Origin of the sequence: Streptomyces sp. CBMA152 (assembly GCF_014596475.1) — a bacterium.
In the GTDB taxonomy this organism is placed as follows: Bacteria; Actinomycetota; Actinomycetes; order Streptomycetales; family Streptomycetaceae; genus Streptomyces.
In genome coordinates this window covers 589128-610871 of record NZ_MECJ01000002.1, presented here as the reverse complement: position 1 = coordinate 610871, position 21744 = coordinate 589128, and the positions used below count along the sequence as shown (strand labels likewise).

The following is a 21744-nucleotide window of genomic DNA, read 5'->3' as shown; positions in this document are numbered from 1 at the left end:
CACCACCGTCACTCGGTGTGCAGCACCCGGGCGATGGTCTGCCGAGCCGCCGCCCGCGCCGGTATCACCGCGCCCAGCGCCGCGATCGCCACCCCCGCCAGGGCCAGCAGCGCCATGTTCCCCGGGTGCCATACGTCCAACATCCGCTCCGGGAAAGCGAGATGGGCACTGCTCTCCGTCATCGGGAGCACCACCTCGTAGGCCGCGACCCCCAGGGGCAGCCCCAGGAGCCCGCCGACCAGGCCGAGCCCGGCCATGGACACCACCAGCATCACCGTGACCTGACGCGGTGTCATGCCGATCGACTTCAGCATTCCCAGGTCGCGCCGCCGCTCGCGGCTGCTCAGTACGACCGTGTTGAACACGCCCATCGCGGCGACCACCGACAGCATCAGCGTCAGCGCGGACGCGGAGCTGATCACCGTCACGGTCCCGGCGTTCACCGATGTCTGCTCGCTCGGGGCGAGCCCGGGGTCGGCAGCCCGTACGGCCTTCATATAGGCACCGACATCGGCTCCGGCGGTGAGCCGCACCCAGTACTGGTTGGCCTGCGCGGTCGGTGCCAGGGCGGTCACCGTGGACCAGTCGGCGCGCATCATGTCCGCCGGCCCGGACATGACCTCCCCGACCAGCTTCACGCGCTCGGTACGACCGGCCGCCGCGCCCAGCGTGAACGAGTCACCGAGCCGCAGACCGTGCTTGGACAGGAACCTGCCGGAGGCCACCACCTCTCCGGGCGTCCGCATCCACCGGCCCCTGGCCAGGTCGTCCTGGAGAACGGACCGGCCCCCGCGCGCGCCCTGGATCCTCACGCCCTGGCTCTGCCCGAGCAGCCGTACGTCGGTGAAGCCCACGGCGGACACATCCGCCGCATGCGGCAGACCGCGCAGCAGCGCCTGTGTCGCGGCGTCGCCCTGGTGCGGGAGGGTCTGCCCGAACCTGGCCTGCCCGGGCCAGACGACGACCTGCATCCTGCCGGCGCCCTCGACGGCATCGCCGTAGGAGACCATGGTGGTCGCCAGGCCGGTGGCAAAGGTCACCGTCGCCACTCCGAGCAGGACAGCGGAGACGGTGAGCAGCGCCCGCCCGGGCCGCGCGAAGGGCAGACCGAGACCCAGCGTGACCGAGCGCGGCAGCCGTAGCCCGGACAGCCAGCGCTGGATCGCCAGCCCGCGTCCGCCGCTGGGGGCGCTGCCCGCACTGATCGCCTGTGCCGCCGAGAGCCGGTGCGCCCGGAGCGCCGGGATCAGCGCGGTCAGTACGACCACCGCGGGCATGCCGAGCGCCGTGGTCGCGTACACCCAGGAGCTGACCGTCGGGGTGACGTTCACCGTGGCGAGGTCCGCGCCCTGGAAGACCTGGTGCAGGAGCGGCCGCGCGACGACACCGCCGAGCGCCGTGCCCAGGGCCGCGCCCGCCGTCGCCGGGACGCAGACCATCACCAGATAGACCGCGACCACCTGATGGGGCGTGAATCCCAGGGACTTGAGCACCCCGATGTGCCGGAAGCCGGACACCACGGCTCCGCTCACCACATTGCCCACGATCAGGACGGCCACGAGCAGGCCGAGGATCCCGAAGGCCATGAGGAACGGCACCAGGGCGTTGGGCTGGGAGGCGACCTGCGCCTTCAGCGTCAGATACGACTGGTGCGTGACCAGCGATCCGGAGGGAAGACCGACGGTCACCGCCGCGGTGCCGTCCGTGATCTGACGGGATGTCACTGCCCGGTCGAACCGGTACAGCATCTGGTACGTCGTGGGGTGCAGGGCCGTGATCTGCTGCGGGGAGACCCATGCCTGCGCGGTGCCGCTCACACTGGACGCGAGGCCGACGACGGTCAGCGGCGCGAGTCCCGGCAGCTGGATCCGTTTGCCGAGCGGGGAGTGCGGCCCGGTGCCCATCCCGGGCACGTCCGGCAGCGCCAGGACGAGCTGGCCGGGGCCGGTGGCCCAGTGCCCGGCGAACAGGTCGAGGCGGTCGACCGGTCCACCCGGCTCCGCCCGCCCCACCACGGTCATCGGACCGGCCCCCACCCCGGGCATCTCGGCGGCCGCGCTCTGCGGCAGGTCGACCACGGCCTGCGGGAACGGCCCGGCCGCATCCCGTACTCCCGGACGCTGCGCGGTCCGTGCCACCTGCGCGCCGGACACCTTCGCCGCGTCGAAGGTGGCGACGACATGCGCGCCGTGCGCCTGCCCGAAGAGTTTGTCGAACGGTCCGGACGCGACGTCCAACAGACCCAGCGCGACCACGAGAGCCATGCTGGAGACGAGGACCACCACCGCGATCACGGAGGTCTGCAGCCGACGGCGGCGCACGGCCGCGCGCGAGGCCCGCCACACCGCGCTCATACCGACCGATCCAGGGTCCGCTCGCCGGTGATCCGGCCGTCCGCCATCATCACCAGGCGACTCGCGCAACGCGTCGCCAGCCGCTGATCATGCGTCACAAGGAGCAGGGTCTGGCCGAGTTGGTTGAGGTCGATGAGCAGGTCCATCACCTGCTCGCCCGCCTGACTGTCCAGCGCGCCGGTCGGCTCGTCCGCCAGCAGCAGCGCGGGGCGGTTCATCAGCGCGCGGGCCACCGCCACCCGCTGGCGCTCGCCGCCGCTCAGCGCGGCGGGATACACGTTCCTGCGGTCGGCGATGCCGAGCTCGTCGAGCAACTCCAGGGCCCGGCGCCGGGCCTGACGGGCCGGCGTTCCGGTGAGCTGGGCGGCCAGGGCGATGTTGTCGATCGCCGACAGGTCGTCGATGAGGTTGAAGAACTGGAAGATCATGCCGATCCGGCGGCGCCGGAAGATCGCCAGCCTGGTCTCGTTGAAGCCGCCCAGGTCCTCGCCGTGCACACGCAGCGAGCCGGCGCTCGGCCGGTCGAGGCCCGCGATCATGTTCAACAGGGTCGACTTGCCGCAGCCGGACGGTCCCATCACGGCCACCGCCTCCCCCGCGCCGATCTCCAGCGACACTCCGTCCAGGGCCGCGGTGTCGCCGTACTCCTTGCGCAGGCCGCTCACCCGCACAACTGCCTTCTCGCGCACGGCGGCCGGGTCGGTCCCCAGGACCGTGCCGCTGATGTCTTCGGTGCTCATGGCAGGGACGGTAGGCGGCGCGGGCCGCCCGGGCATCACTCCCCGGAGGTAACCCTCAGTAGTGGTCATCCTGGGGATGTACGAGGTGGACCCGCAGGGGGACGCCCGTTCGCCGACCGCCTGGCACGATGGGCGACGTGGGGATATCGGGGACGGGCTGGCTGGTTGCCGCCCTTGTGACGGCGAGCCTGGCAATGGCTGGCACGACGACCGTGCTGCTGGCACGCGCCCGCCGCCGCTACCGCAAGGTTCTGGAGGACCGGCGCTGGTTGCTGGAGCGCGAACGGGAGGCCGCCGCCCGTACGGCGGTTACGGCCGAGCGCGCCCGTATCGCCCGCGAACTGCACGACATCGTCAGCCACAAGGTCAGCCTGATGGTCGTCCAGGCGAGCGCCGCCCGCGAGGTGCTGGCCACGCTGCCGAACGAGGCGGAGACCGCGCTGCGGGCCGTCGAGGGTGCGGGACGCGACGCGATGACCGAACTGCGCCATCTGCTGGGCCTGTTGGCGCCCTCCCCCGACGGCGAGGACACACCTGCGCACAGCGACCTCTCCGCGCTCGCACCGCAGCCCAGCCTGAGCCAACTGGGCACCCTCGTCGACCGCATCGCCTTCGCCGGCCTCCCGGTCGAGGTACGCATCTCCGGCGAACCGCGCCCCCTGGCGCCCGGCATCGACGTCACCGCGTACCGGATCATCCAGGAGGCGCTCACCAACGCGCTCAAGTACGGCGACGGCGGCAAGGCGGCGGTGACGGTGCGCTATGCCGACCACAGCCTGCGGGTCGAGGTCCTCAACAGCGGCCCGAGCGTGCTGTTCGGGGACGGCACGAGTACGGGACCGAGTCCCAGTGAACGCCGGGACGCCGGTGCGGGGCGCGGGCTGATCGGCCTGCGCGAGCGCGTCGCCGTCTACGGCGGCCACTTCGACGCCCGGCGCCGCATCGGCGGCGGCTACCGCGTCCGTGCCCGCATCCCCCTGGAGCGCCCGTGACCGAGCCCACCCCCGACGGCCGCGCCCACCAGACCCCTGGCCGGGAATCGGATGGTCCCCGCGTCCTCATCGCCGACGACGAGGAACTCATCCGCACCGGCTTCCGCCTCATCCTCACCTCGCGCGGCATCGACGTCGTGGGCGAGGCCGCGGACGGCGCGCAGGCCGTCGCGGAGGCCCAACGCCTCTGTCCGGACGTCGTGTTGATGGACATCCGGATGCCCAACCTGGACGGTTTGGAGGCGGCCAAGCGCGTACTGCGCCTGCTCCCGCACTGCCGGGTCCTCATGCTCACCACGTTCGACCTCGACGACTACGTCTACGCGGCGCTCGCCGCCGGGGCGAGCGGCTTCCTGCTCAAGGACGTCACCGCCGCGCACCTCGCGGCAGCCGTACGCCTGGTGAACACCGGCGACGCACTGCTCGCCCCGACGATCACCCGCCGCCTGGTCGAGCGCTACGCAACCGCCGACCGCTCCGTCGGCGCAACCCGCCCCACGGCGATCCACCGCGACCTGGCCGCGCTCACCCCACGCGAACGGCAGGTACTGGCCCTGATGGGCCGCGGCCTGTCGAACACCGAACTCGCCGAAACCCTCACCCTCAGCGAGGCCACCGTAAAAACCCACGTAGCCCGCATCTTCGCCAAACTCACCCTCCGCGACCGCGCCCAAGCCGTCGTCCTGGCTTACGAGACGGGCCTGGTCACCCCTGGTGGCTGACACGGCTTTCCGCGTGGTTCCACACAACGGGCATGGCGCCGACAGGCGCGAACTCGATGCAGGGGTCGGAGCTATGGACCAGGCACATCACGCGGCGGCCGAACAAAGCGGCTCGGCGGGCGTTGTCCGCGATGATGTCCAGAACGTCCTGGGCAGTCTCCGGATAGGCGGCAGCGAACCTGTCGAAGTCTGTGAAAACCAGGACCAAGCCGGTGGCCTCTGGGGCGATCCCGTAGGCGCCGTAGGAAGCGACGTCGCAGAAGCAGTCGTTGAACGCGTCGAGACCGCGGCCGTAGTAGTCGGGGAAGTCCAGCGCGTCGCCGATTCCCTTGAGCAGGTCCGTCGGTGATGACATGGTCGCCGCATCCAGAATCGTCACTTGGTAACCGTGTTCGTCCAGCCAGGTGGTGGACTCCTCCAACAGGCTCCGGCGGCAGAAGAGCGTGACAAAGCTGTTCGCCATGAGGCGGAAGTCGAGGCCGGCGTTCAGTTCGGCATCGGGGGTAAAGGCGGTCATACCGTGACCCTAGTTGCTCAGGGTGTACGGCCCTCCACGTGCAATGCCATGCCCCTGCCTTCGGCGCCCTTGGTCCCATCGGCGAAGATGGAGCGTTCAGTTCCGCCCCGGGAGGGAACGCCCACACGTGAGCCACAACCAGCCGGGCCCGTACGGCCCGCCGCCGCAGGCCTTCGGGCGGCCGCCCCCGTACGGGGGCGTGACGCCCGGCGCACAGCCGAGAGCACGTATGAGGAACACGGTGCTGGCGATCGCGCTCACGGTGGTGGTCGGTGCGGTCGGCGCCACCGGCTACGTGCTGGGCCGGGGCACGAGCCATCCGGCGGCCGCCGCGCCCGTCCCGTACAAGCTGACGACTCCCCCGAGCATCGTCGGCGGCGCGTGGGTAGGTGATCCCAACGTGCGTATCCGGATCACCAATGACGACATCAAGGGATACGTCGCCGACGGGATCCGCAACCCGCAGCCCGTGGCCATCCACTACAAGTCCGGCTCATCCGCCTCCGGGCAGATGGTGCAACTCAGCGGAGCCTGGGGAACCATCGACGATCCCGAGCAGGCGATCGACCGCGCGTTCGCCTTGCACGCCCGCAAAGCAACTGCCGACAAGACCAGCATCAGCACCTTCCTCGGCGTCCCGCAGAACGTCTCCCCCGGCGGACTCGGCGACGCCGTCATGAAGTGCCAGATGTACAAGACCGCCGAAGCGTCCCACCCGTCGAGCACCGGCAGCACCGACCCCATCTGCATCTGGGCCGACCACAGCACCCTGGGCGAGGTCATGGTCCTCGACCCCACCACCATGACCACGGGCCGCACCGGCGTCACCATCGGCGAGGACGCCGACACCGCCGCCAAGGTCCGCGCCGACACACGCGTCCCCGTCCGGTAGACAACGCGGAACAGCTCCCGCAACTGCTTCGGCACCAGACGGTGTCAGCGAGCGGCATCGAGCACGGTGTCCTCTTCCTGTACGTGGGCCACCGCTTCGCCGGAAGTCCGCGAGGGCGCTCCGAAACGTGCCAGGTAGTGCCATACCTTCTTCACCGCCTGCGGGTTGTAGAGGCCCGTGGCGGCGGCATCTCCGATGATCCGTGGGTCGAGCCTGCCCCCGACGGCGATCCGTGCGCCCAGCTCGACGAACTCCCGCCCCCGGTAAGCGGGATGCCGGTGAAGTTCCTCGACCGCGAGCTGGAATCCGGGGTGCCATTCCACCGAGCACGCAAGACGACGGGCGGCGTCCTCGACGGCCGTGCCGTGGTAGCAGGGGTCCAGGACCAGCGCCTCGACGTCGCGGTCCAGCCGGACGGGCCCGTGCACCTGCGCCTCGATGTAGTCGTCCAGGGCGTCTTGGTCATCGGCCAGGGCGAGTTCGACGAGACGCATGCGGTCCGCGGTGCCGAAGTCCGTGGGCGCCAAGAAGCTGTCCGGGTAGCAGAATGTGGTCCGCACCAGCGCCTCGGCGGTGAGCCGGAAATGGGCGGACCCGAAACGCGGCGCCGCGCCGACCGGCTTGCGGCGGAAGTTCAACGCCCCGTAGACGGGCCGGTCGTGAGCCGGCGCGTTGTCGTACGCACCATTGAAGATCCGGCTCTCCCACCGCCACCGGTCACCGCCGGGGTGGGCGGTCAGACCGCCGTTGCTGGTCCCGGTGACAAACTGCGAGCGGTAGACACCCTCCTGCGCCAGCGCCTCAAGGATCGGCTTACCGTGAGCCAGCCGATCCGGGTGGAAGTTGAGAGTCACCCGCAGCACCGGGTCCACAGGCGGCCCGGACGACAGCCCGCCCACATACCCAAGGGCCCGTTCCTGCGGTGTCTGGATCATGTCGGAACTCATTCACGTAGTGTCCCCCGAAACGATCAACCGTCGTTCGGTTCGAACGGACCTCCGCCCACGGCACGCCCCTACAGCACTGCTACACACCAGAGCGCCTGCCGATACACAGCCGCCCAGGTTCCGATGCGTTGACCAGGCAGTCTTCGATGTACACCCTCCGGCACCCGAACAGGAGATGCCGTAGCCGTGTCGTACTACCGCCGAAGCAGCCCACACGCATCCGAGGAGCCGAGCATGACCACCTCTCACAGCACAGCCCCTGTCCCGGCGGGCTGGCGCGCCGTCGCCTCCCGCGTGCAGATCGGTGTGTTCCGTACGGTGTGGGTCGTCGGCGCAGTCGCTGTCGTCGCATCCGTACTGCTGCTCATCGGCGCCTTCGCCGCGGACCCGAAGGCGGGCGAATCGTGGCAGCCCGCCGGTGTGCTCGGCGCGGTCGGGCTGTGCCTCGGTGTGACGCTCGTCGTCGTCGGCATGCTGGTCCGTTTCGTAGCGACGTCGGGGCGCCGATGAGCAGCCGCAGGGACCCCTGGGGCGACCTCCCCGAGCGAGTCCGCCTCGCGGTCTGCCGCCTCGGCGACGCCGCCGTCGCCGGCGCGCACCGCATCGGGTCGATGACGGCGCTGCCCTGGCCCCACGAAGGCCAGGCGAGTGTGGAGGTCGTCGGGGTGGGCAGCCTAGGCACCGTCGGCGAGCAGATACCGGTGCCGATCGCGAGTATCACCAAGGTGATGACCGCCTATGTGGTGCTGCGGGAGCATCCGTTGGGCCCGCAGGACGCCGGGCCGCTGGTCCGTATCGACCGGATCGCCGCCCAGGAGTCGCACTCGACGATCGAGTCGGTCGTGCCCGTCACCGAAGGGCAGCGGTTCCCCCTCCGGCAGCTGCTTGAGTACATGCTGATCCCGTCGGGCAACAACATCGCCAGACTCCTCGCCCGCTGGACCGCCGGTTCCGAGGCGGCCTTCGTGCACCGGATGAACGACGCCGCCGCCGACCTCGGCATGACCCGTACGGCCTTCACCGGCTCCTGCGGGATGGACATCGGCAACACCAGCACCGCTGTCGACCTGCTCACCCTGGCCCGAACGGTCATGCGGGACGACGTGTTCCGGGCCATCGTCGCCACCCCGTCCGTCCCGCTCCCCGACGGTCAGGGCAAAGGCGGCACCACCAACCGGCTTCTCGGTCAGTACGGTGTCGTCGGGCTGAAGACCGGCACCAGCACCCCGGCCGGCGGCAACGTTCTGTGGGCCGCGTACGCCGACGTGCACGGCACCCGGCGGTTGGTGCTGGGCGCCGTCCTCGCACAGCGCACCGGACGCTCCCCCGTACGGGCGAGGACGGCGGTCTGGGCCCACAGCCGAAGAATGGTCAAAGCCGTTCAACGTATGTCACTGGACGGCTTCGCACTGGCTCAGCCGTCCACCCAACCCCGTACGGACCCGAGCGCCCCGGTCACCCGCGACGGCCGTGAAAAATGCCCCACCTGAGGTGACCGTTGCGGCAGGCGGCCGCCACCTGCGGCAAGTTCGTCTCCAGGCGCTCCAAATACTCGGCGCTGACCCCCTTCACCAGGCCCGGTCCGGGCGTCTGGACCTCCTCGACGAGGCGTTCGTAGTGGGTCACCATGTGCGCGCTGAGGTCCTCGAATTCCGCCTCCGCGAAACCGAGCGCCCGCAGTTGCTCCTGATAGAAGCCCGGCGTGGCGAACCCACTGATCGCCAGGCGTTCCGCAAGCGGCCGCACCTCGCTCTCCGGGGCGTCCTCGGCGGCCATGATGTCGGTGAAGACCACGTGACCACCGGGCTTGAGAACACGCCTGGCCTCCCGCAGCACCCGGGGCCGGTCGCCGCTGTGGCACAGGGCCTCCTGCGACCAGACGACATCGAAGCTCGCGTCAGGGGCGGGGATGTCGTGGAAGGAGCCGGTGACCACCTCGATACGGCCGTCGAGGCCGCACTCGGAATTGAACTCGCGGTGCCGACGGTTCTGCACCTCGCTGATGTTGAGCGCCACGACACGGCAGTCGAACTGTTGCGCCAACCTGCGGGACGCGCCCCCGTAACCGGACCCCATGTCCAGCAGGGTGCTGTCGGGCCCCAGCACATCGGCCACTTTCGCCGCCAGCCGCTCCACCGTGCGCCCGGACGCCACGTGGACCGGTTCGCGCTCATCGACGTACACCCCGACGTGAATGTCCTCCCCGCCCCACGCTTGGGCGTAGAACCCGTCGACGTCACGGGTGTTGTAGTACGTACGTGCCGTATCGGCGGCCCGAGCCGCGGTGTCCTCAGCCATAGCGAGATTCCTCGACCGAACCGGCCCGCCACAAACCCACTTCTCGGACACACTCGGCCTGGCTTGAGCCGCTACCCGGAGCCCCGGGCCCTGCGGTGATCAGCCCGCTGGTCCGGCGGCGATGACGGCGCAGATGGTCCGGTCTCGGCAGGTCAGGCGTACGTGATCGGATGTCGCGTGCACGGCATGGTGGCCGTGGGCGGTGTCGAGCGCCGGGTCGGGGCATACGGGAGCGAAGCCGCAGCGATGGAGACGTTCGAGCCAGGCACGAGCCGGTTCGTGGCGTTCGAAGCGCTGGGCGTCGGTGCGGGCACCGACGATGTTCATCACCTCGCGCCGGAAGAACGTCGTCATCAGGTCCTTCTCCGCATCTGTGGCCGCGCTGTCCTCGATGGCCCGCAGAATGGAACCGAAGAAATGCCAGGAGTTGAAGAAGCGCTGCGGCAGCGAGACGTCGTGATGGTCGGAGTCGAACTCGGTGAGCACCACGACAGCCGGAGCCAGAAGCCGCAACCGCTGGAAGAACTCGTCACGGGCGTCATGCCCGGGTGCCGCATCCTGCATGTGGTGCACAGCCAATGTGGAGTTGACCACCAGCACCCCGTCCAGGGCGGCTATGCACTGCCAGTCGGCCGGCTCGACCTCTTCGGCGATCCTCGGTACGGGAAGGAAGTCGAGCTCCAGACCGTGCTTGGCCACGGCGTCGCTCTCACGTAGGCGCCGCTCCGCCTTGGCGAGGCTCTCCGCGTCGGGGTCGATACCGACGACGGTGCAGCGGCGCAACGGGGCGCCAGGGCGGGCCAGTTCGTCAAGAAGGGCCGCTTCCTGACGGGCATGGCCGATACCGATCGACAGGACGACGGCTTGCTCGACACCGTCCCGCTGAAGCGGTGCGGCGAGCAGGTTGGTGACCGCAGGGGTGGTGTGCATGAAGGGCAGGTGCTCGCACAGCAGGTAGTACAGGTCTATCTGCGCATGGTCGGCGTACTGCTGCCGGTAGAGGTTGGTCTCGTCGGCGTGCCCGGGCTCCGCGCCGATCCGGTGCGTCAGGGCCTCCAGATACAGACGGCACAGCCGATCGCCGGGCTTCGGCCGCGCCCGACCGTCCAGCACCGCACGCAGTCTGTCCAGCATGGGTGCGGCCTGCGCGGGGCGTTCGGCGTGAATGTGACCCACCGCTCGGGTCAGCAGATCGAACTCCTCGATCACATACGCTCCTTGGTCAGACGGGGGCAGTCCGAGCCGCGGAAAGCACCGGCAGGCCGACAGCGGGCCATGACACCGTCTCGGCGGCAACGCAGTGAAACAGCCCCACACCCCCGCGGCAAGAACGCCTCGACAGACGGCGGACCGTTCAGGCCACACCAACCAGGCATGGGAGATCAGCAGTTGACCACGGTGCCCCCAGGGGCTGCCCACGTTGCGTTCGATGTCCTCGGCCCGCCGCCGGGCTTCGACCGTGTGGTCGTCGCCGACACATCCGTCGAAAAAAGCAGACGGCTGCGCCGGCGACGCGAGCAGACGCAGAGATCGCTCTCAATAAGCCGGGGGGATCTCAACCAGCTGGTTGCAGGCCCACTTGGTTGCCCCGGCCCCGGCTGCACGACCTGCGGCCGCCGCAGCGGCCGCCGTTGCAGGGTCCATGGTCTTCGCGGTGTCGACGCCGTCGACGACCACCCAGCCCGCTGCCCCGGCGGCATCGCCGAGGATGCCGCAGATACCACCCGTGATCCGCTCGTACAGGCTCTTCCCCGGCGGCACGGGCAGCGTCGGCGCCGGCGGCGCGGCAGGCGTGGTCAGTCGCGGGGTGGGCACCGAAGCGCTCAGGGTCAGCACGGCCTTGGTCACCGGGCCCGCGATGCCGTCGACGACAAGGCCATGGGACGCCTGGAAGTCCCGCGTGGCCCGGTCGGTGAGCGGCCCGTCGATCCCGTCGACGGCCAGGTCGGCGCCGTTGGCGTTCAGCGCCTGCTGCAGCGCGGCCACGCAGGGACCTGCCAGCCCCTTCGCCAGGTCCGGACACTCATAGCCCAGACTCGGCGAGGCGGACGCTGTGGCGGTGGCCCCGGCGAAGGCCAGCCCGGCCGCGGTCGTGACGGCTACCAGCACACGCACGATTTCCTTCATCTCACTCCCCATCCCTTGGCGCGATTTCCGTTCATCGTGAGCCAGGGACGAGAAGCTTTGTACTACTAGTGTGAGTTGTCGGGGTGCGCGAGCAATTTTCCGAATGCTCCAACACGCTGCCGGAGTTGGGGAACCAAAGCACACAGCCAAGCGTCTGCCCGCCGCGGGCGGCGGCAGGTGCTTGGCCCGCCAGGACCGGGGCGGGATCGGCTTCCTCGGAATCAGGCTTTCTTGACCACGCTGGACTTGAGCTGCATGGCGCCGAAACCGTCGATCCTGCAGTCGATGTCGTGGCCGTCGACCCCGTCGATCAGTCGGATGTTGCGGACCTTCGTACCGGCCTTGATGCCCGACGGGCTGCCCTTCACCTTGAGCGCCTTGACGACGGTCACGGTGTCGCCGTCGCTCAGCACATTGCCGACGGCGTCCTTGATCACTCGCTCCTGACCGCCGCCGTCACCTTCCGTGCCGTTCTCGGCGGGCACCCACTCATGGCCGCACTCCGGGCACACCACGAGGGCGTTCATCTCGTACGTGTACTCGCAGGCGCACTTCGGGCAGGGGGGAAGGTTCTCGATCATGCCGTCAGAGTACCCAGGGTCATCGGAATCTAGCTAATTGCAAATTTTCGCAATTCGTTAGATGCTGAGATCGCTGTGCTCGTAGGTAGCCGCGGGCACAGCCCTAATCGCTGCGAGTGAGGTCGTGGGGGCGTGTCGGTTCCGCTGTATCAGGCCAAGGCCGAGTTCTTCCGGATGCTCGGCCACCCGGTCCGCATCCGGGTCCTGGAGCTGCTGCAGGAGGGCCCCATGCCGGTGCGTGATCTGCTGGCGCGGGTCGAGGTGGAGCCTTCGAGCCTCTCCCAGCAACTGGCGGTGCTGCGCCGCTCGGGGATCGTCACCTCGCGCCGTGATGGTTCGACGGTGGTGTACGAGATCGCCGGCGGCGACGTCGCGGATCTGATGCGGGCCGCGCGGCGGATCCTCACCGAGATGCTGACCGGGCGGAACGAACTCCTGGTGGAGCTGCGGGAAACCGAGGTCACGGCCAGGTGACCTCCCAGCTGGAGACGCTGCCCTACCGGCACGGACTGACCCTGCCCGCCATGGGATCGGCCGTACGCATAGTGCGTGAGACCACCGAGCAGGTCCTGGCCGAGTGGGGCATCAACCGGCACCACCCGAGCGTCGGCCCGGCACTGCTGATCCTGTCGGAACTGGTCACCAACAGCGTGCGGCATGCCGCCGCGCTCTCCCCCAACGTCACCGTCATCTTCGCCGCCGGACCCGACACCTTCGCGTTCGCCGTCCACGACCGTCACCCTCATCAGCCCGCGCTGTACGGCGCGGTCACCGCAACCGGCAGCGGTGGACTGGCCACGGTCATGGAACTCACCCTCGGGCTGAGCGGCACGGCCGTCGTCCGGGGCGACGCCGACGGCCGCGGCAAGAGCATCTGGATCACGCTGCCGCTGTGATCGGTCTTCACAGCCGGTGGTGGCTCACCGCCGCCATCAGCCGTGATCCAGATCCTCGGCGGCAGACGGCCGAGGGCGGTTGCCTACGGCGAGCTTGAGCATGCGGGCCTGGCCGCGGCGCGGGCGTACTCCGCCGGTGTCGGCGGCGGTGCGACGACGTTCGAGGCGGCAGGCGGGACACCTCAGCAAGGCGACGGCTCTGCCGCGCAGCGGGGGTGATCCTCACGTAAGCCTGCCTCACCTGGCCTATGGAATTGTTAATCTTGGCAATTACCGAGGTCGTCACCGCTGAAATTCGGCGGTTCCCCCTCGGTCGCGGATTCGGGCCCGCCGGGTGTCGCACGTGAGGATGGACCGCATGTCAGTCACGGCTGGGTGGATACGATGCGCCAAGGTTCGGCCAGGGCGGCCGCAGTGCTGTTCCGCAGAGGGGATGGCACGGTGAGCACGCCGCTGTATCAACTCAAGGCGGAGTTCTTCAAAACGCTGGGGCATCCGGTCCGTATCCGGGTCCTTGAGCTGCTGAGCGAGCGTGAGCACGCGGTCTCCGAGATGCTGCCCGAGGTCGGCGTCGAGCCCGCCCACCTCTCGCAACAGCTCGCAGTGCTGCGCCGAGCCAACCTGGTGCGCAGCCGCCGCGAGGGCTCCACCGTCTACTACACCCTGGCCAGCCCCCAGGTGGCGGAGCTGCTACGGGTCGCCCGCAGCATCCTGTCCGGCGTGCTGGCCGGCCAGGCCGAACTGCTCGCCGACCTCCAGGCCGCCCAACAGAACCCGCCGCCGTCCTGACACGGAGCGGTGCCGCACCCCCGCCCGGGAGCTGGCACCGGCAGCTACTCGGCGGTGTTGCCCTCGCGCCGCCTGGCACGCACCCGGGAGACGGCGCCCTTGTTGCGCAGCACCTCCTGTCCGAACATCGCCACGAGGGAGACGAACAGCCCGACCGACAGCAACGCGTACACCACGGTGAACGCCTTGGACAGATCGCTCGTGGGGGTCAGGTCTCCGAAGCCGATGGTCAGGCCGGTGCAGACAGCGAAGTACAGGCTGTCCAGTACAGACCACCCCTCGCGCAGCGTGTAGAAGAGCGTCGCGCTGAACAGAAGCAGCACCGTGGTGGAGAACACGCCGCGGAACTCCGGCGTACGCCACGCGGACCGAGCCGCCCTCACCATCCGGAGCACCATCGCAGCGAAACCGAACATGCCCCAAGCGTGGGCGTCGGCGGGTCGAGGCGCATTCCGGCACCTGCCGACCGAGTGGTCCGTTTCCGTCCGTCCACACAAGGCCTGATCCGGTTCGCGCCCTGGCCCACTACGGCTTCAGCGCCTCCACCCCGGCGGCCTCCGCCGCAACCCGGGCCCAGCTCGCCATGTTCGACCGCAGGCCCCCTCACTCGTTCGGCCCTGCTCCCCATGCGGCGAGGGGAAGGTGTGGCGTCGACTGAGGGAATGGACGACTACCCGCTCCTCAACCTTTTCTGGACCATGCTCCTCGTCTTCCTGTGGGTGCTGTGGTTCTTCCTGCTCTTCCGCGTCCTGGGCGACCTGTTTCGGGACCACGAGATGCGCGGGTGGACGAAGGCGGGCTGGATCGTCCTGCTCGTCCTGCTCCCCTACCTCGGCGTCCTGATCTACGTGATCGTGCGCGGCGACGCGATGGGCAAGCGTGAGGCGAAACAGGCCGAGGACGCCCAAGTAGCCTTCAAACAGTACGTGCGGGACGCTGCGGGCAGCTCGGACAGCGGCGTGCAGCAGCTCGCCACACTCGCGGAGCTGAAGAACCGCGGCGACCTCAGCCAGGAGGAGTTCGACAGAGCCAAGGCGAAGTTCCTCAGCTGAGGTTCGACCGGCGAACCCGAAATCGCGTATGGATCTTCAGCGGTGAGTCTCCAGGGCGATGATGGCCTGGACGGTTGACGTGAGTTGATTCGGGCTGAAGTGGACGCGGCGGAAGATCTGCCAGCGCATGAGTGTGCGAAGGGGCGGGCGGGTTCGGGGAGCGCGGACCGACGCTGTGCTTCCCGTCGGCTGAGGGACAGTCCGCTCCCCGCCATCTCGTCGTGGAACACCCCGACCAGCTGGCGAATCCGGTGAGTCCGCTACCTCGCCGATCGGGACGGGCCGTTCGGCCCCTGGTCTCCGGGCCGTCGCCAGGCCACGCTGCTCAACGGGACGGCCGGAGCCGCAGTCCGCGTCGGGTACTGCGGTTCCGGCCCTTCGCCCTCACCGAGCCCTGTTCGAGCCGGGGTTCACTCCCGCGTCGTGCCCCGGGGGCGCTGGGTGGGGACGGGATGCGGAGATCTCCTCCATTGAAGGGGAGCCGTGGGGGATCCCCGCGCAGGCGGCCGCCGCCGACCGCCGACACGTACGGCGGCGGCCGCGCTGCTGCCCGTGTGGTTCTCGACTATTCAACTACCGGCCGGGGCCCGGATCCACCTCTCTGTCCGAATTGCACGGCTAGGCGAGGAGAGTTACCCAGAGCCGGTACGGCCTGCCCCGGCCGGGGCAGGCGGAAGGTTGCCCGGGGAGGGACCGAGAACGCGCCCGGCTTTACGGGACCCGCCGGTCAGTCCCCGTCCGTAGGTCCCGGGCATGCGTCTGGCTCCGGGCCCGGTACGGCCCGTCCTGCAGCGGAATGAGCGGCCTAACGGCCCGAAGTCCGGGCCGACCAGCCCTCGGTCACCCGCTCGCGGCGCGCATGCTCAGCCGACCGGACGTTCCGCCACCGCCCACCAGGACCGTGGCTATCGGTCCCAGAGAAGCTGTACGGCAATCCCGCCGGGCCTGGACGGGCAGCGCCCCCGGGCCGGCATCGCGGACGGGATCGGCGACTTCGGTCGCCGATCCCGTCGCCCAGTGGCGGGAGTCCCTATCCGTGCATCCCGATGCCGGATTCTCCGAGGACATAGCTCTTGATCGCCGACACGAGCTCACCGATGGAGATCTTTCCGTCCTTGTCCGTGTCGATGGCCTGGTAGGCGTCGCCCACGGCGTCCGTACGGACGCCGATGACCGTGAGCCACGTGGCCAGTTCCTCCTGGCTGATCATTCCGTCGCCGTCGATGTCGCACAGGTTCGCGCAGGCGTACGCATACGGCGCCATGACTTCGGCGAAGCCCACACCGCCCCGGTCGGTGATCGCCGACTTCGCCGCTGTGACGAACTCCTGCCGGCTGAGGACACCGCTCTTGGCGTCGGCCTTGCTCACGAGGTACTCGTACACGCTCAGGTAGCTCTGCCTGAGCACGAGTGCGCGCGGCGAGTCCGGGTCGGCTCCGAAGGCACGGATCAGCCTGTTCACCTCCTGGTCGAAGTCGGAGCGATCGATTCGGCCGTCCTGGTTCACATCGAACTGCTCGAAACGCAGCTCGAATATCTGCCCCTTGCCGGCTGTCGCCATTTTCCGCCTCCACGCGAATCGGTGAAACCGATGACCGAGTGTGGAATGTGGGGGGTATCCCGGGAGGGATCTCGATGTCGCTCCATGAAGTTTCGTGGGCCAATACCCCGCCCGCAAGCAGGCATTCAGGCCATGCTGTCGGCGACTGGAGTGCGGGCTGGGAATCGTGTCGGGCTCTGCTGCCGATGTGGTCGTTACTGGCAAAACCGCGAGAAGCTCTGCCTCCCGAGGCGGAAGCCGGTGGAACATAAGCCCAAAGGGTAAGGGCAATGCATCATTCTCGGGGCACGATTATCGAGTTGCGGTCTTCTCGACGATTGGCAAGCAAATACGAGAAGCCGCGAGAAATGGCGCGCAACAGATGTCGCACCGAATGACGCGATGGTCGACACTATGAGCTCGTAACGAGATCACGATGCGGCGTTCTTGGGCCGCCGCCATGGACGCGATGCCGTCCACCAGGTTGAGGGTCTGGGTGGTGTCGGTGACGTTGGCGGGGGTCGTGATGACGTGTCGTGGGGTGGCCTTGCCGTCGGCGGCCGACTGACGATCGAGATCGGCCAAGGCGGATCTTCGGGCCGGAATCAGAAAGCGGGCGCCCTCGGCACACAAGGAGCCGCCGACGCTGAGGGGTCCAGGGCCCGCTTGACCAGTCCGATCGCACGCGGGCTGTACGACATGCTCAGGTGGGCGGAGAAGTCGACGAAGCAGCCATCCTGCAAGGCGATGTTCTGCACCGTTGCCCCGGGGCCCGCCGTCATGAACGTGCTCTGCCAGGGGGTGGTGATCTCGTCGTACTTCGTGGCGATCACGGTGTACTCGATCCCGGGAACAGTGTCCCCGCCGGCGTTGAGCTCCTTGATGAAGTCGGATTTCACGTACTGCTGGACGCCCGCCTTCCCGAGGGGCGTCGCCCCGGGCTCCAGTATGTGGAGCTTGTCGGCGAGAGTCTCGATGCCGCTGATGGTGGTGCCGTGGTTGGTCGCGCCGAGTTGGACGATCTTCTTGACCTTGTTCTTCGAGGGGTCGGCCGGGTTCGCGCCTCCGTCGGCCTTGAGATACCAGCGCGACAGGGTCCCGCCCTGGGAGTGGCCGACCAGGTCCACCTGGCCGGCGCCGCTGGCAGCGAGCACCTTGTCCACGAAGGCGGCCAGCTCCTTGGAGGACTTTTTGATGTCTCCGTAACCCTTGACGGTGGGAGCGAGAGCCACGCCGGCGTCGTCGGTGTCGCCGTAGTCGAGGGCGTAGACGCAGTAGCCCTGGGCCTTCAACTCGGGGGACATCCTGGCCCAGTTGTTGTAGCGGTTCTCGTAGGTGCCGTGGACCAGGACGACCGGACGCGGGTGGGCGGCGCTGGGACGGCAGTTCCAGTCGTCGGCGCCCGGCGGATCGATGTCGAGGCGGAGGATGGAATAGACCATGGCGGGAAGGAAATTGTCCTGCGTCGGGCCGGTGTCCGCTGCCGCGGACGTGGAGGTGGCCAGGACCGTCGCCGCGGCGGCGGCACAGACGGCGGCGACGTATCTGGGTATGTGCAAGACGGCTCCTGAGTAGTGCGGAACTCGGACAACGCGCGAAATTCCCATGCGTGCCGACCGAGGAGGGAACTCCGGGTGACCTCCCCCGACGTCCCCACCGGATGACGCACTGTCACCCCCCGGATCTGGTACCGCCCGAGGAGGATCCCGGACCGTCGGCCGCCTGTCCCCGGGCGACCTCCGGGCCCTCGTTGTGCACATCGAGGCGGGAAGCTCTAAAGGGAGGGAAACACAGACACATACTCACACCCCACGAACAACCGGATCATCACACCAGTCGCACCCAGCCATCACATACGAGCTCTATGGATTCCGGTTGATCCCGGCCACCATCAGGACCGCAGTGCACCACCGGCCGTCGGGGACCGAGGCAGGTGTTCGTCCGCCGCTCTCTCGCTCGTACGGATCAGGACGACGGGATCGGTCGGCGTGGGCCGAGGTGGCCACGCCGACCGATCCCGGCATGAACCTGCCGACGCCGCCCATCGCCCGGCTCCGAGGCGGCGCGCACCAGACGATCCCCGGCCCAGCCGCCGCCGTTGACGCCCTGGCAGCCGGTCATGGTGGTCAGGGCCAGGAAGGCGCGGTAGACGGTGTCGGAGTGGAACCAGTGATTGGTGCCCGCGCCCGTCGCGATCATCGAACGGCCCCGGGTGCGCTCGGCGTTGCGGGCGAACTCGCGGGCGATCCGGGCGGCCTGCCCGCCCGGCACGGAGGTGATCGCCTCCTGCCAGGCCGGGGTGTACGGCTGGGACGCGTCCTCGCACGAGGAGGGCCGGAGGCCAGGCAGAGCGGGCGGTGGACCCCGTACCGGGCGAGCATCAGGTCGAAGACCGTGGTGACCAGGCGCCGCCGGTGCGGCGGGCCGGGACACCGCGCACCATCGTCGAGCCGCCCTCGTCGAAGCGCGGCAGTGCGACTTCGGCGGTGTCCTCGGCGCTCCCCAGCAGGCTCAGTTCCGAATCGACCTCACCCAGGTCAAGGTTCCAGCGGCCTCGCCCGGCTTCCCCCCACCGGAAGCCGAGCGAGCCGCCGGGGACCACCGGTTCTCCGGTGGTCCGGTCCACGAGGACGGTCCTGTGCCGCGCGTTCTCCTCGTCGCTGCCGAGGTCGGCGGCGGTCAGGAAGCCGTCGGGGACGAGCCCCCGCTCGTGCTCGCGCAGGGACACCAGGAACAGGGCGTCCGTGAACGTCCTCAAGTACTGCTGGAAGTACGGCACTTCGCGTTCCACGAGGAACTCGCGCAGGATCACACGCCCCATGGCCATCGCCAGCGCCCCGTCCGTGCCGGGGTGCGGCACTGATGTGGTGGGTGCCGGTGGGGAAACCGAAGGGCGCGCGGCCCGGTCGCTCCTCATGGCAGCAGACGCTAGAAGCCACCGTCCGCCCACGCATTGGGCCGAAGGTCCCTGTGCGCGACCCGTACGGCCCCCGTCGGCCCGCACAACGCGCGGACCGGGAGCGTCCGGTGGCGATCGAGGGCCGTTCGGCCCACGGCACGGCACCCGGCCGATCGTCGAGTCTGCCGACAGCCGCCGGTGCGTGCCTCGCGCGGCCGGCCGGGTCGGGCCGGTGCAGGTGCTGTCCGGCGCGCTGGCGGTGGTCGTGACGGAGCAGCGCCCGCGCAGTCCTTCACTCCGCTGCTCGCGCCGCTGAACACAGTCGCGGTCCTCGCCATGGCGGGCACCCTGGGGTGCCGACAGCGGCGCGGCCTTCGCCTTCGTGGCCCTGCTGGCGCCGCACCGTTGGCGATGGGTTCGCTGTACGGCGCCTACGGCTCGTACGCGCTGGGGCTGCTCCTGCCGACCGCGGTGGCGACCCGGGCCCTGTTCTTCACCGATATGGGGGTGCGCGGGCCGTGGACCACGGGAGGACGATCTCCGCACCGCACTCAACCCTCCACCACCCTGGCCGAGTTCAGCGCCCGGCGGACTCAACAGGTCGTCAGTCCCGGTCACGCGCCCTTCGGTTTCCCCAACGGCACCCACCACATCAGCGCCGCGCCACCACCCTCGGCCGCGCCCAACTCCAGTCGGCCGCCCAGGTGCTCGGCCCGCTCCGCCAGGTTGCGCAGCCCGCTGCGGCGGCCGTCGGCCGGGATGCCCACACCGTTGTCGGTGACCGACAGCCGTACCTCCCGCCCGTCAGTGGCCAGGACCACGTCGGTCCGCGACGCACCGGCGTGCCGGGCGATGTTGGTCAGGGATTCGGAGAGCACCGCCACCACGTGATCGGCGATCTCCTTCGGTACGTCGGTGTCCAGCAGACCCTCCATCCGCACGCTGGGCGCGAAGCCAAGCACCGGCGCCGCCTCCCCGACCACCCGTACGGCCCGAGCGCGCAGACCCGCCTCCCCGGCGCCCTCGCGGGTGCGCAGCCCGAAGATCGTCGACCTGATGATCTTGATGGTCTCGTCCAGGTCGTCGACCGCGCGCGCCACCCGCTCGGCGGCCTCCTCGTGCTCGATGAAGCGCCCGGCGCTCTGCAGCGTCATCCCGGTGGCGAACAGCCGCTGGATCGCCAGATCGTGCAGGTCCCGCGCGATACGGTCGCGGTCCTTGAGCACCGCGACCTCCTCGGCGTCCTGGCGGCGCTCCGCCAGCTCCATCGCGATGGCAGCCTGCGCGGCGAACGCCTGCAAGGTCTCGGTCTCGGTGGCCGTGAACACCGGCCGACCGGCCTTGCGCGCCAGCAGGACCACGCCTCGCACACCCGCGTCGCCCGTGCCGATGGGCACGGCCACGGAAGGGCCGAGCCCGCCGAAGCGCGGCGGCTCCGGGGAGACCCGTTCGTCGTGGCTGACGTCCGCGCTGGTGACCGGGGCGGCGCTGGAGAAGGCCAGCCCCATCAGGCTGCGGTCCATGGGCAGGACGAGCCCCCGGTGCGCCTCGGCGTCCATCCCGACGGCGATCTCCACGGCGAGCGAGGCGGTGTCCGTCATGGGCAGCGCGACCGCCGCCAGGGCCGATCCGGTGATCTCGCCTGCCCGCTGGGCGATCAGGCCGAGGACCTCGCCGCGCGCATCGCCGGACATCAGGCGATGCGTGATCTCCGCGTTCACCTGCAGCCAGCGCTCGCGCAGCCGTGACTCCTCGTACAGACGGGCGTTGTCGATCGCGACTCCGGCCGCCACGGCGAGCGTGAGCGTGACCGAGACGTCCTCCTCGTCGAACTGGGCGCCGCCGCGCTTCTCGGTCAGGTACAGGTTGCCGAAGACCTGGTCGCGCACCCGGATGGGCACCCCGAGGAAGGTGTTCATCGGCGGGTGGTGGGCCGGGAATCCGTACGAGGACGGGTGCTCGGAGATCTTCGCCAGCCGCAGTGGCTCGGGGTGGTGGATCAGCTCGCCGAGGATGCCGTGGCCCTCCGGGTACGGGCCGATCCGCGCGATCTGCTCCTCGCTGACCCCCACCGTGTGGAAGGCGGACAGCCGCCTGCCGTCCGGTCCGATCACACCGAGCGCCGCGTACTCCGCGTCGACGAGCACCGCCGCGGCCTCCACGATGCTGCGCAGCGCCTGCTCCAGATCGAGCTCGCGGCCGACCGACAGCACCGCCTCCAGCAGGCTGTGCACCCGGTCGCGAGTACCGCGGGCCGCGTCCAGACGGGCCTGCAGTTCCTCCAGCAGCTCGTCCAGCCTCAGCTGAGGCAGCCGTACGCGAGCTTCGTCGGGGCTTTCCACCTGCGTTCCTCCAGGTCCCCTCAACGCACGGACCGCCGCCGGTCCTGTCATGTGCC

General features: G+C 69.6%; 22 protein-coding genes and 1 pseudogene. 9 read left to right on the top strand and 14 right to left on the bottom strand.

Annotated elements, in window-relative coordinates; all coding sequences use genetic code 11:
* Nucleotides 1–8 precede the first annotated feature (8 nt).
* Nucleotides 9–2354, bottom strand: coding sequence for an ABC transporter permease (locus BG418_RS03705; RefSeq protein WP_188272170.1), 2346 nt, complete (start codon nucleotides 2352–2354; stop codon nucleotides 9–11).
* The gene (locus tag BG418_RS03700; protein ID WP_188272169.1) at nucleotides 2351–3094 is read right to left on the bottom strand and encodes an ABC transporter ATP-binding protein; all 744 of its coding nucleotides are present in this window, start codon (nucleotides 3092–3094) and stop codon (nucleotides 2351–2353) included. The genes BG418_RS03705 and BG418_RS03700 overlap by 4 nt, the downstream gene beginning before the upstream one ends.
* Before the next feature lie 194 nt (nucleotides 3095–3288).
* Here BG418_RS03700 and BG418_RS03695 point away from each other — a divergent pair, with 194 nt between their 5' ends.
* Nucleotides 3289–4086: a sensor histidine kinase gene (locus BG418_RS03695; protein ID WP_223184240.1), complete on the top strand. Its 798-nt coding sequence runs from the start codon at nucleotides 3289–3291 to the stop codon at nucleotides 4084–4086.
* A complete protein-coding gene (locus tag BG418_RS03690; RefSeq protein WP_188272167.1) occupies nucleotides 4083–4808 on the top strand; it encodes a response regulator in 726 nt (241 codons plus the stop codon). The genes BG418_RS03695 and BG418_RS03690 overlap by 4 nt, the downstream gene beginning before the upstream one ends.
* Here BG418_RS03690 and BG418_RS03685 read toward each other — a convergent pair.
* Complete coding sequence (locus BG418_RS03685) at nucleotides 4792–5325, bottom strand: barstar family protein (protein ID WP_188272166.1); 534 nt, start codon at nucleotides 5323–5325, stop codon at nucleotides 4792–4794. The genes BG418_RS03690 and BG418_RS03685 overlap by 17 nt on opposite strands.
* 127 nt (nucleotides 5326–5452) lie before the next feature.
* Here BG418_RS03685 and BG418_RS03680 point away from each other — a divergent pair, with 127 nt between their 5' ends.
* The gene (locus BG418_RS03680; RefSeq protein WP_188272165.1) at nucleotides 5453–6217 is read left to right on the top strand and encodes a hypothetical protein; all 765 of its coding nucleotides are present in this window, start codon (nucleotides 5453–5455) and stop codon (nucleotides 6215–6217) included.
* A gap of 44 nt (nucleotides 6218–6261) precedes the next feature.
* On the opposite strand, the gene BG418_RS03675 is transcribed toward BG418_RS03680, so the two are convergent.
* Entirely contained in the window at nucleotides 6262–7164 is a 903-nt protein-coding gene (locus BG418_RS03675; RefSeq protein ID WP_188272164.1) for a DUF3626 domain-containing protein, read from the bottom strand.
* Nucleotides 7165–7398: 234 nt separating this feature from the next.
* Between BG418_RS03675 and BG418_RS03670 the strand changes: the two genes are divergently transcribed.
* Nucleotides 7399–7674, top strand: coding sequence for a hypothetical protein (locus BG418_RS03670; RefSeq protein WP_188272163.1), 276 nt, complete (start codon nucleotides 7399–7401; stop codon nucleotides 7672–7674).
* Nucleotides 7671–8654: a D-alanyl-D-alanine carboxypeptidase family protein gene (locus BG418_RS03665; protein WP_188272162.1), complete on the top strand. Its 984-nt coding sequence runs from the start codon at nucleotides 7671–7673 to the stop codon at nucleotides 8652–8654. The genes BG418_RS03670 and BG418_RS03665 overlap by 4 nt, the downstream gene beginning before the upstream one ends.
* On the opposite strand, the gene BG418_RS03660 is transcribed toward BG418_RS03665, so the two are convergent.
* From BG418_RS03660 to BG418_RS03645, 4 genes are all read right to left on the bottom strand, one after another.
* Entirely contained in the window at nucleotides 8620–9462 is an 843-nt protein-coding gene (locus BG418_RS03660) for a cyclopropane-fatty-acyl-phospholipid synthase family protein (RefSeq protein WP_188272161.1), read from the bottom strand. The genes BG418_RS03665 and BG418_RS03660 overlap by 35 nt on opposite strands.
* Nucleotides 9463–9561: 99 nt before the next feature.
* Nucleotides 9562–10671, bottom strand: coding sequence for a GRAS family protein (locus BG418_RS03655; RefSeq protein ID WP_188272160.1), 1110 nt, complete (start codon nucleotides 10669–10671; stop codon nucleotides 9562–9564).
* 327 nt (nucleotides 10672–10998) lie between these two features.
* The gene (locus BG418_RS03650) at nucleotides 10999–11577 is read right to left on the bottom strand and encodes a peptidoglycan-binding domain-containing protein (RefSeq protein ID WP_317453483.1); all 579 of its coding nucleotides are present in this window, start codon (nucleotides 11575–11577) and stop codon (nucleotides 10999–11001) included.
* Between the two features lie 233 nt (nucleotides 11578–11810).
* Complete coding sequence (locus BG418_RS03645; protein WP_223184238.1) at nucleotides 11811–12170, bottom strand: zinc ribbon domain-containing protein YjdM; 360 nt, start codon at nucleotides 12168–12170, stop codon at nucleotides 11811–11813.
* A 132-nt stretch (nucleotides 12171–12302) separates the two neighbouring features.
* On the opposite strand from BG418_RS03645, the gene BG418_RS03640 reads away from it, so the two are divergent.
* The 3 genes from BG418_RS03640 (at nucleotide 12303) to BG418_RS03630 (ending at nucleotide 13855) form a co-directional block, all read left to right on the top strand.
* Complete coding sequence (locus BG418_RS03640) at nucleotides 12303–12644, top strand: metalloregulator ArsR/SmtB family transcription factor (protein ID WP_188272158.1); 342 nt, start codon at nucleotides 12303–12305, stop codon at nucleotides 12642–12644.
* A gap of 50 nt (nucleotides 12645–12694) precedes the next feature.
* Nucleotides 12695–13066, top strand: coding sequence for an ATP-binding protein (locus BG418_RS03635; RefSeq protein ID WP_223184332.1), 372 nt, complete (start codon nucleotides 12695–12697; stop codon nucleotides 13064–13066).
* A gap of 441 nt (nucleotides 13067–13507) precedes the next feature.
* Nucleotides 13508–13855, top strand: a complete 348-nt coding sequence (locus BG418_RS03630; protein ID WP_188272156.1) for a helix-turn-helix transcriptional regulator — start codon at nucleotides 13508–13510, stop codon at nucleotides 13853–13855.
* Nucleotides 13856–13899: 44 nt separating this feature from the next.
* Here BG418_RS03630 and BG418_RS03625 read toward each other — a convergent pair whose 3' ends face one another.
* A complete protein-coding gene (locus tag BG418_RS03625) occupies nucleotides 13900–14271 on the bottom strand; it encodes a potassium channel family protein (RefSeq protein WP_188272155.1) in 372 nt (123 codons plus the stop codon).
* 246 nt (nucleotides 14272–14517) lie between these two features.
* Between BG418_RS03625 and BG418_RS03620 the strand changes: the two genes are divergently transcribed.
* On the top strand, nucleotides 14518–14907 hold the full coding sequence (locus tag BG418_RS03620; RefSeq protein WP_188272330.1) for an SHOCT domain-containing protein: 390 nt from the start codon (nucleotides 14518–14520) through the stop codon (nucleotides 14905–14907).
* Between the two features lie 1030 nt (nucleotides 14908–15937).
* Here the strand turns inward: BG418_RS03620 and BG418_RS03615 are convergent.
* The 5 genes and pseudogenes from BG418_RS03615 to BG418_RS03595 all read right to left on the bottom strand — a co-directional run bounded on the left by BG418_RS03615 (nucleotide 15938) and on the right by BG418_RS03595 (nucleotide 21739).
* Entirely contained in the window at nucleotides 15938–16468 is a 531-nt protein-coding gene (locus BG418_RS03615) for an EF-hand domain-containing protein (RefSeq protein ID WP_188272154.1), read from the bottom strand.
* A gap of 291 nt (nucleotides 16469–16759) precedes the next feature.
* Nucleotides 16760–17032 (bottom strand): hypothetical protein, encoded by a 273-nt coding sequence (locus tag BG418_RS03610; RefSeq protein WP_188272153.1) that lies wholly within the window; start codon nucleotides 17030–17032, stop codon nucleotides 16760–16762.
* A gap of 20 nt (nucleotides 17033–17052) precedes the next feature.
* On the bottom strand, nucleotides 17053–18006 hold the full coding sequence (locus BG418_RS03605; protein WP_223184237.1) for a triacylglycerol lipase: 954 nt from the start codon (nucleotides 18004–18006) through the stop codon (nucleotides 17053–17055).
* A gap of 523 nt (nucleotides 18007–18529) precedes the next feature.
* Nucleotides 18530–19304: pseudogene (locus BG418_RS03600) on the bottom strand (molybdopterin-dependent oxidoreductase); the annotation flags it as partial.
* Between the two features lie 656 nt (nucleotides 19305–19960).
* Nucleotides 19961–21739, bottom strand: coding sequence for a GAF domain-containing protein (locus BG418_RS03595; RefSeq protein WP_188272151.1), 1779 nt, complete (start codon nucleotides 21737–21739; stop codon nucleotides 19961–19963).
* Nucleotides 21740–21744: the final 5 nt, after the last annotated feature.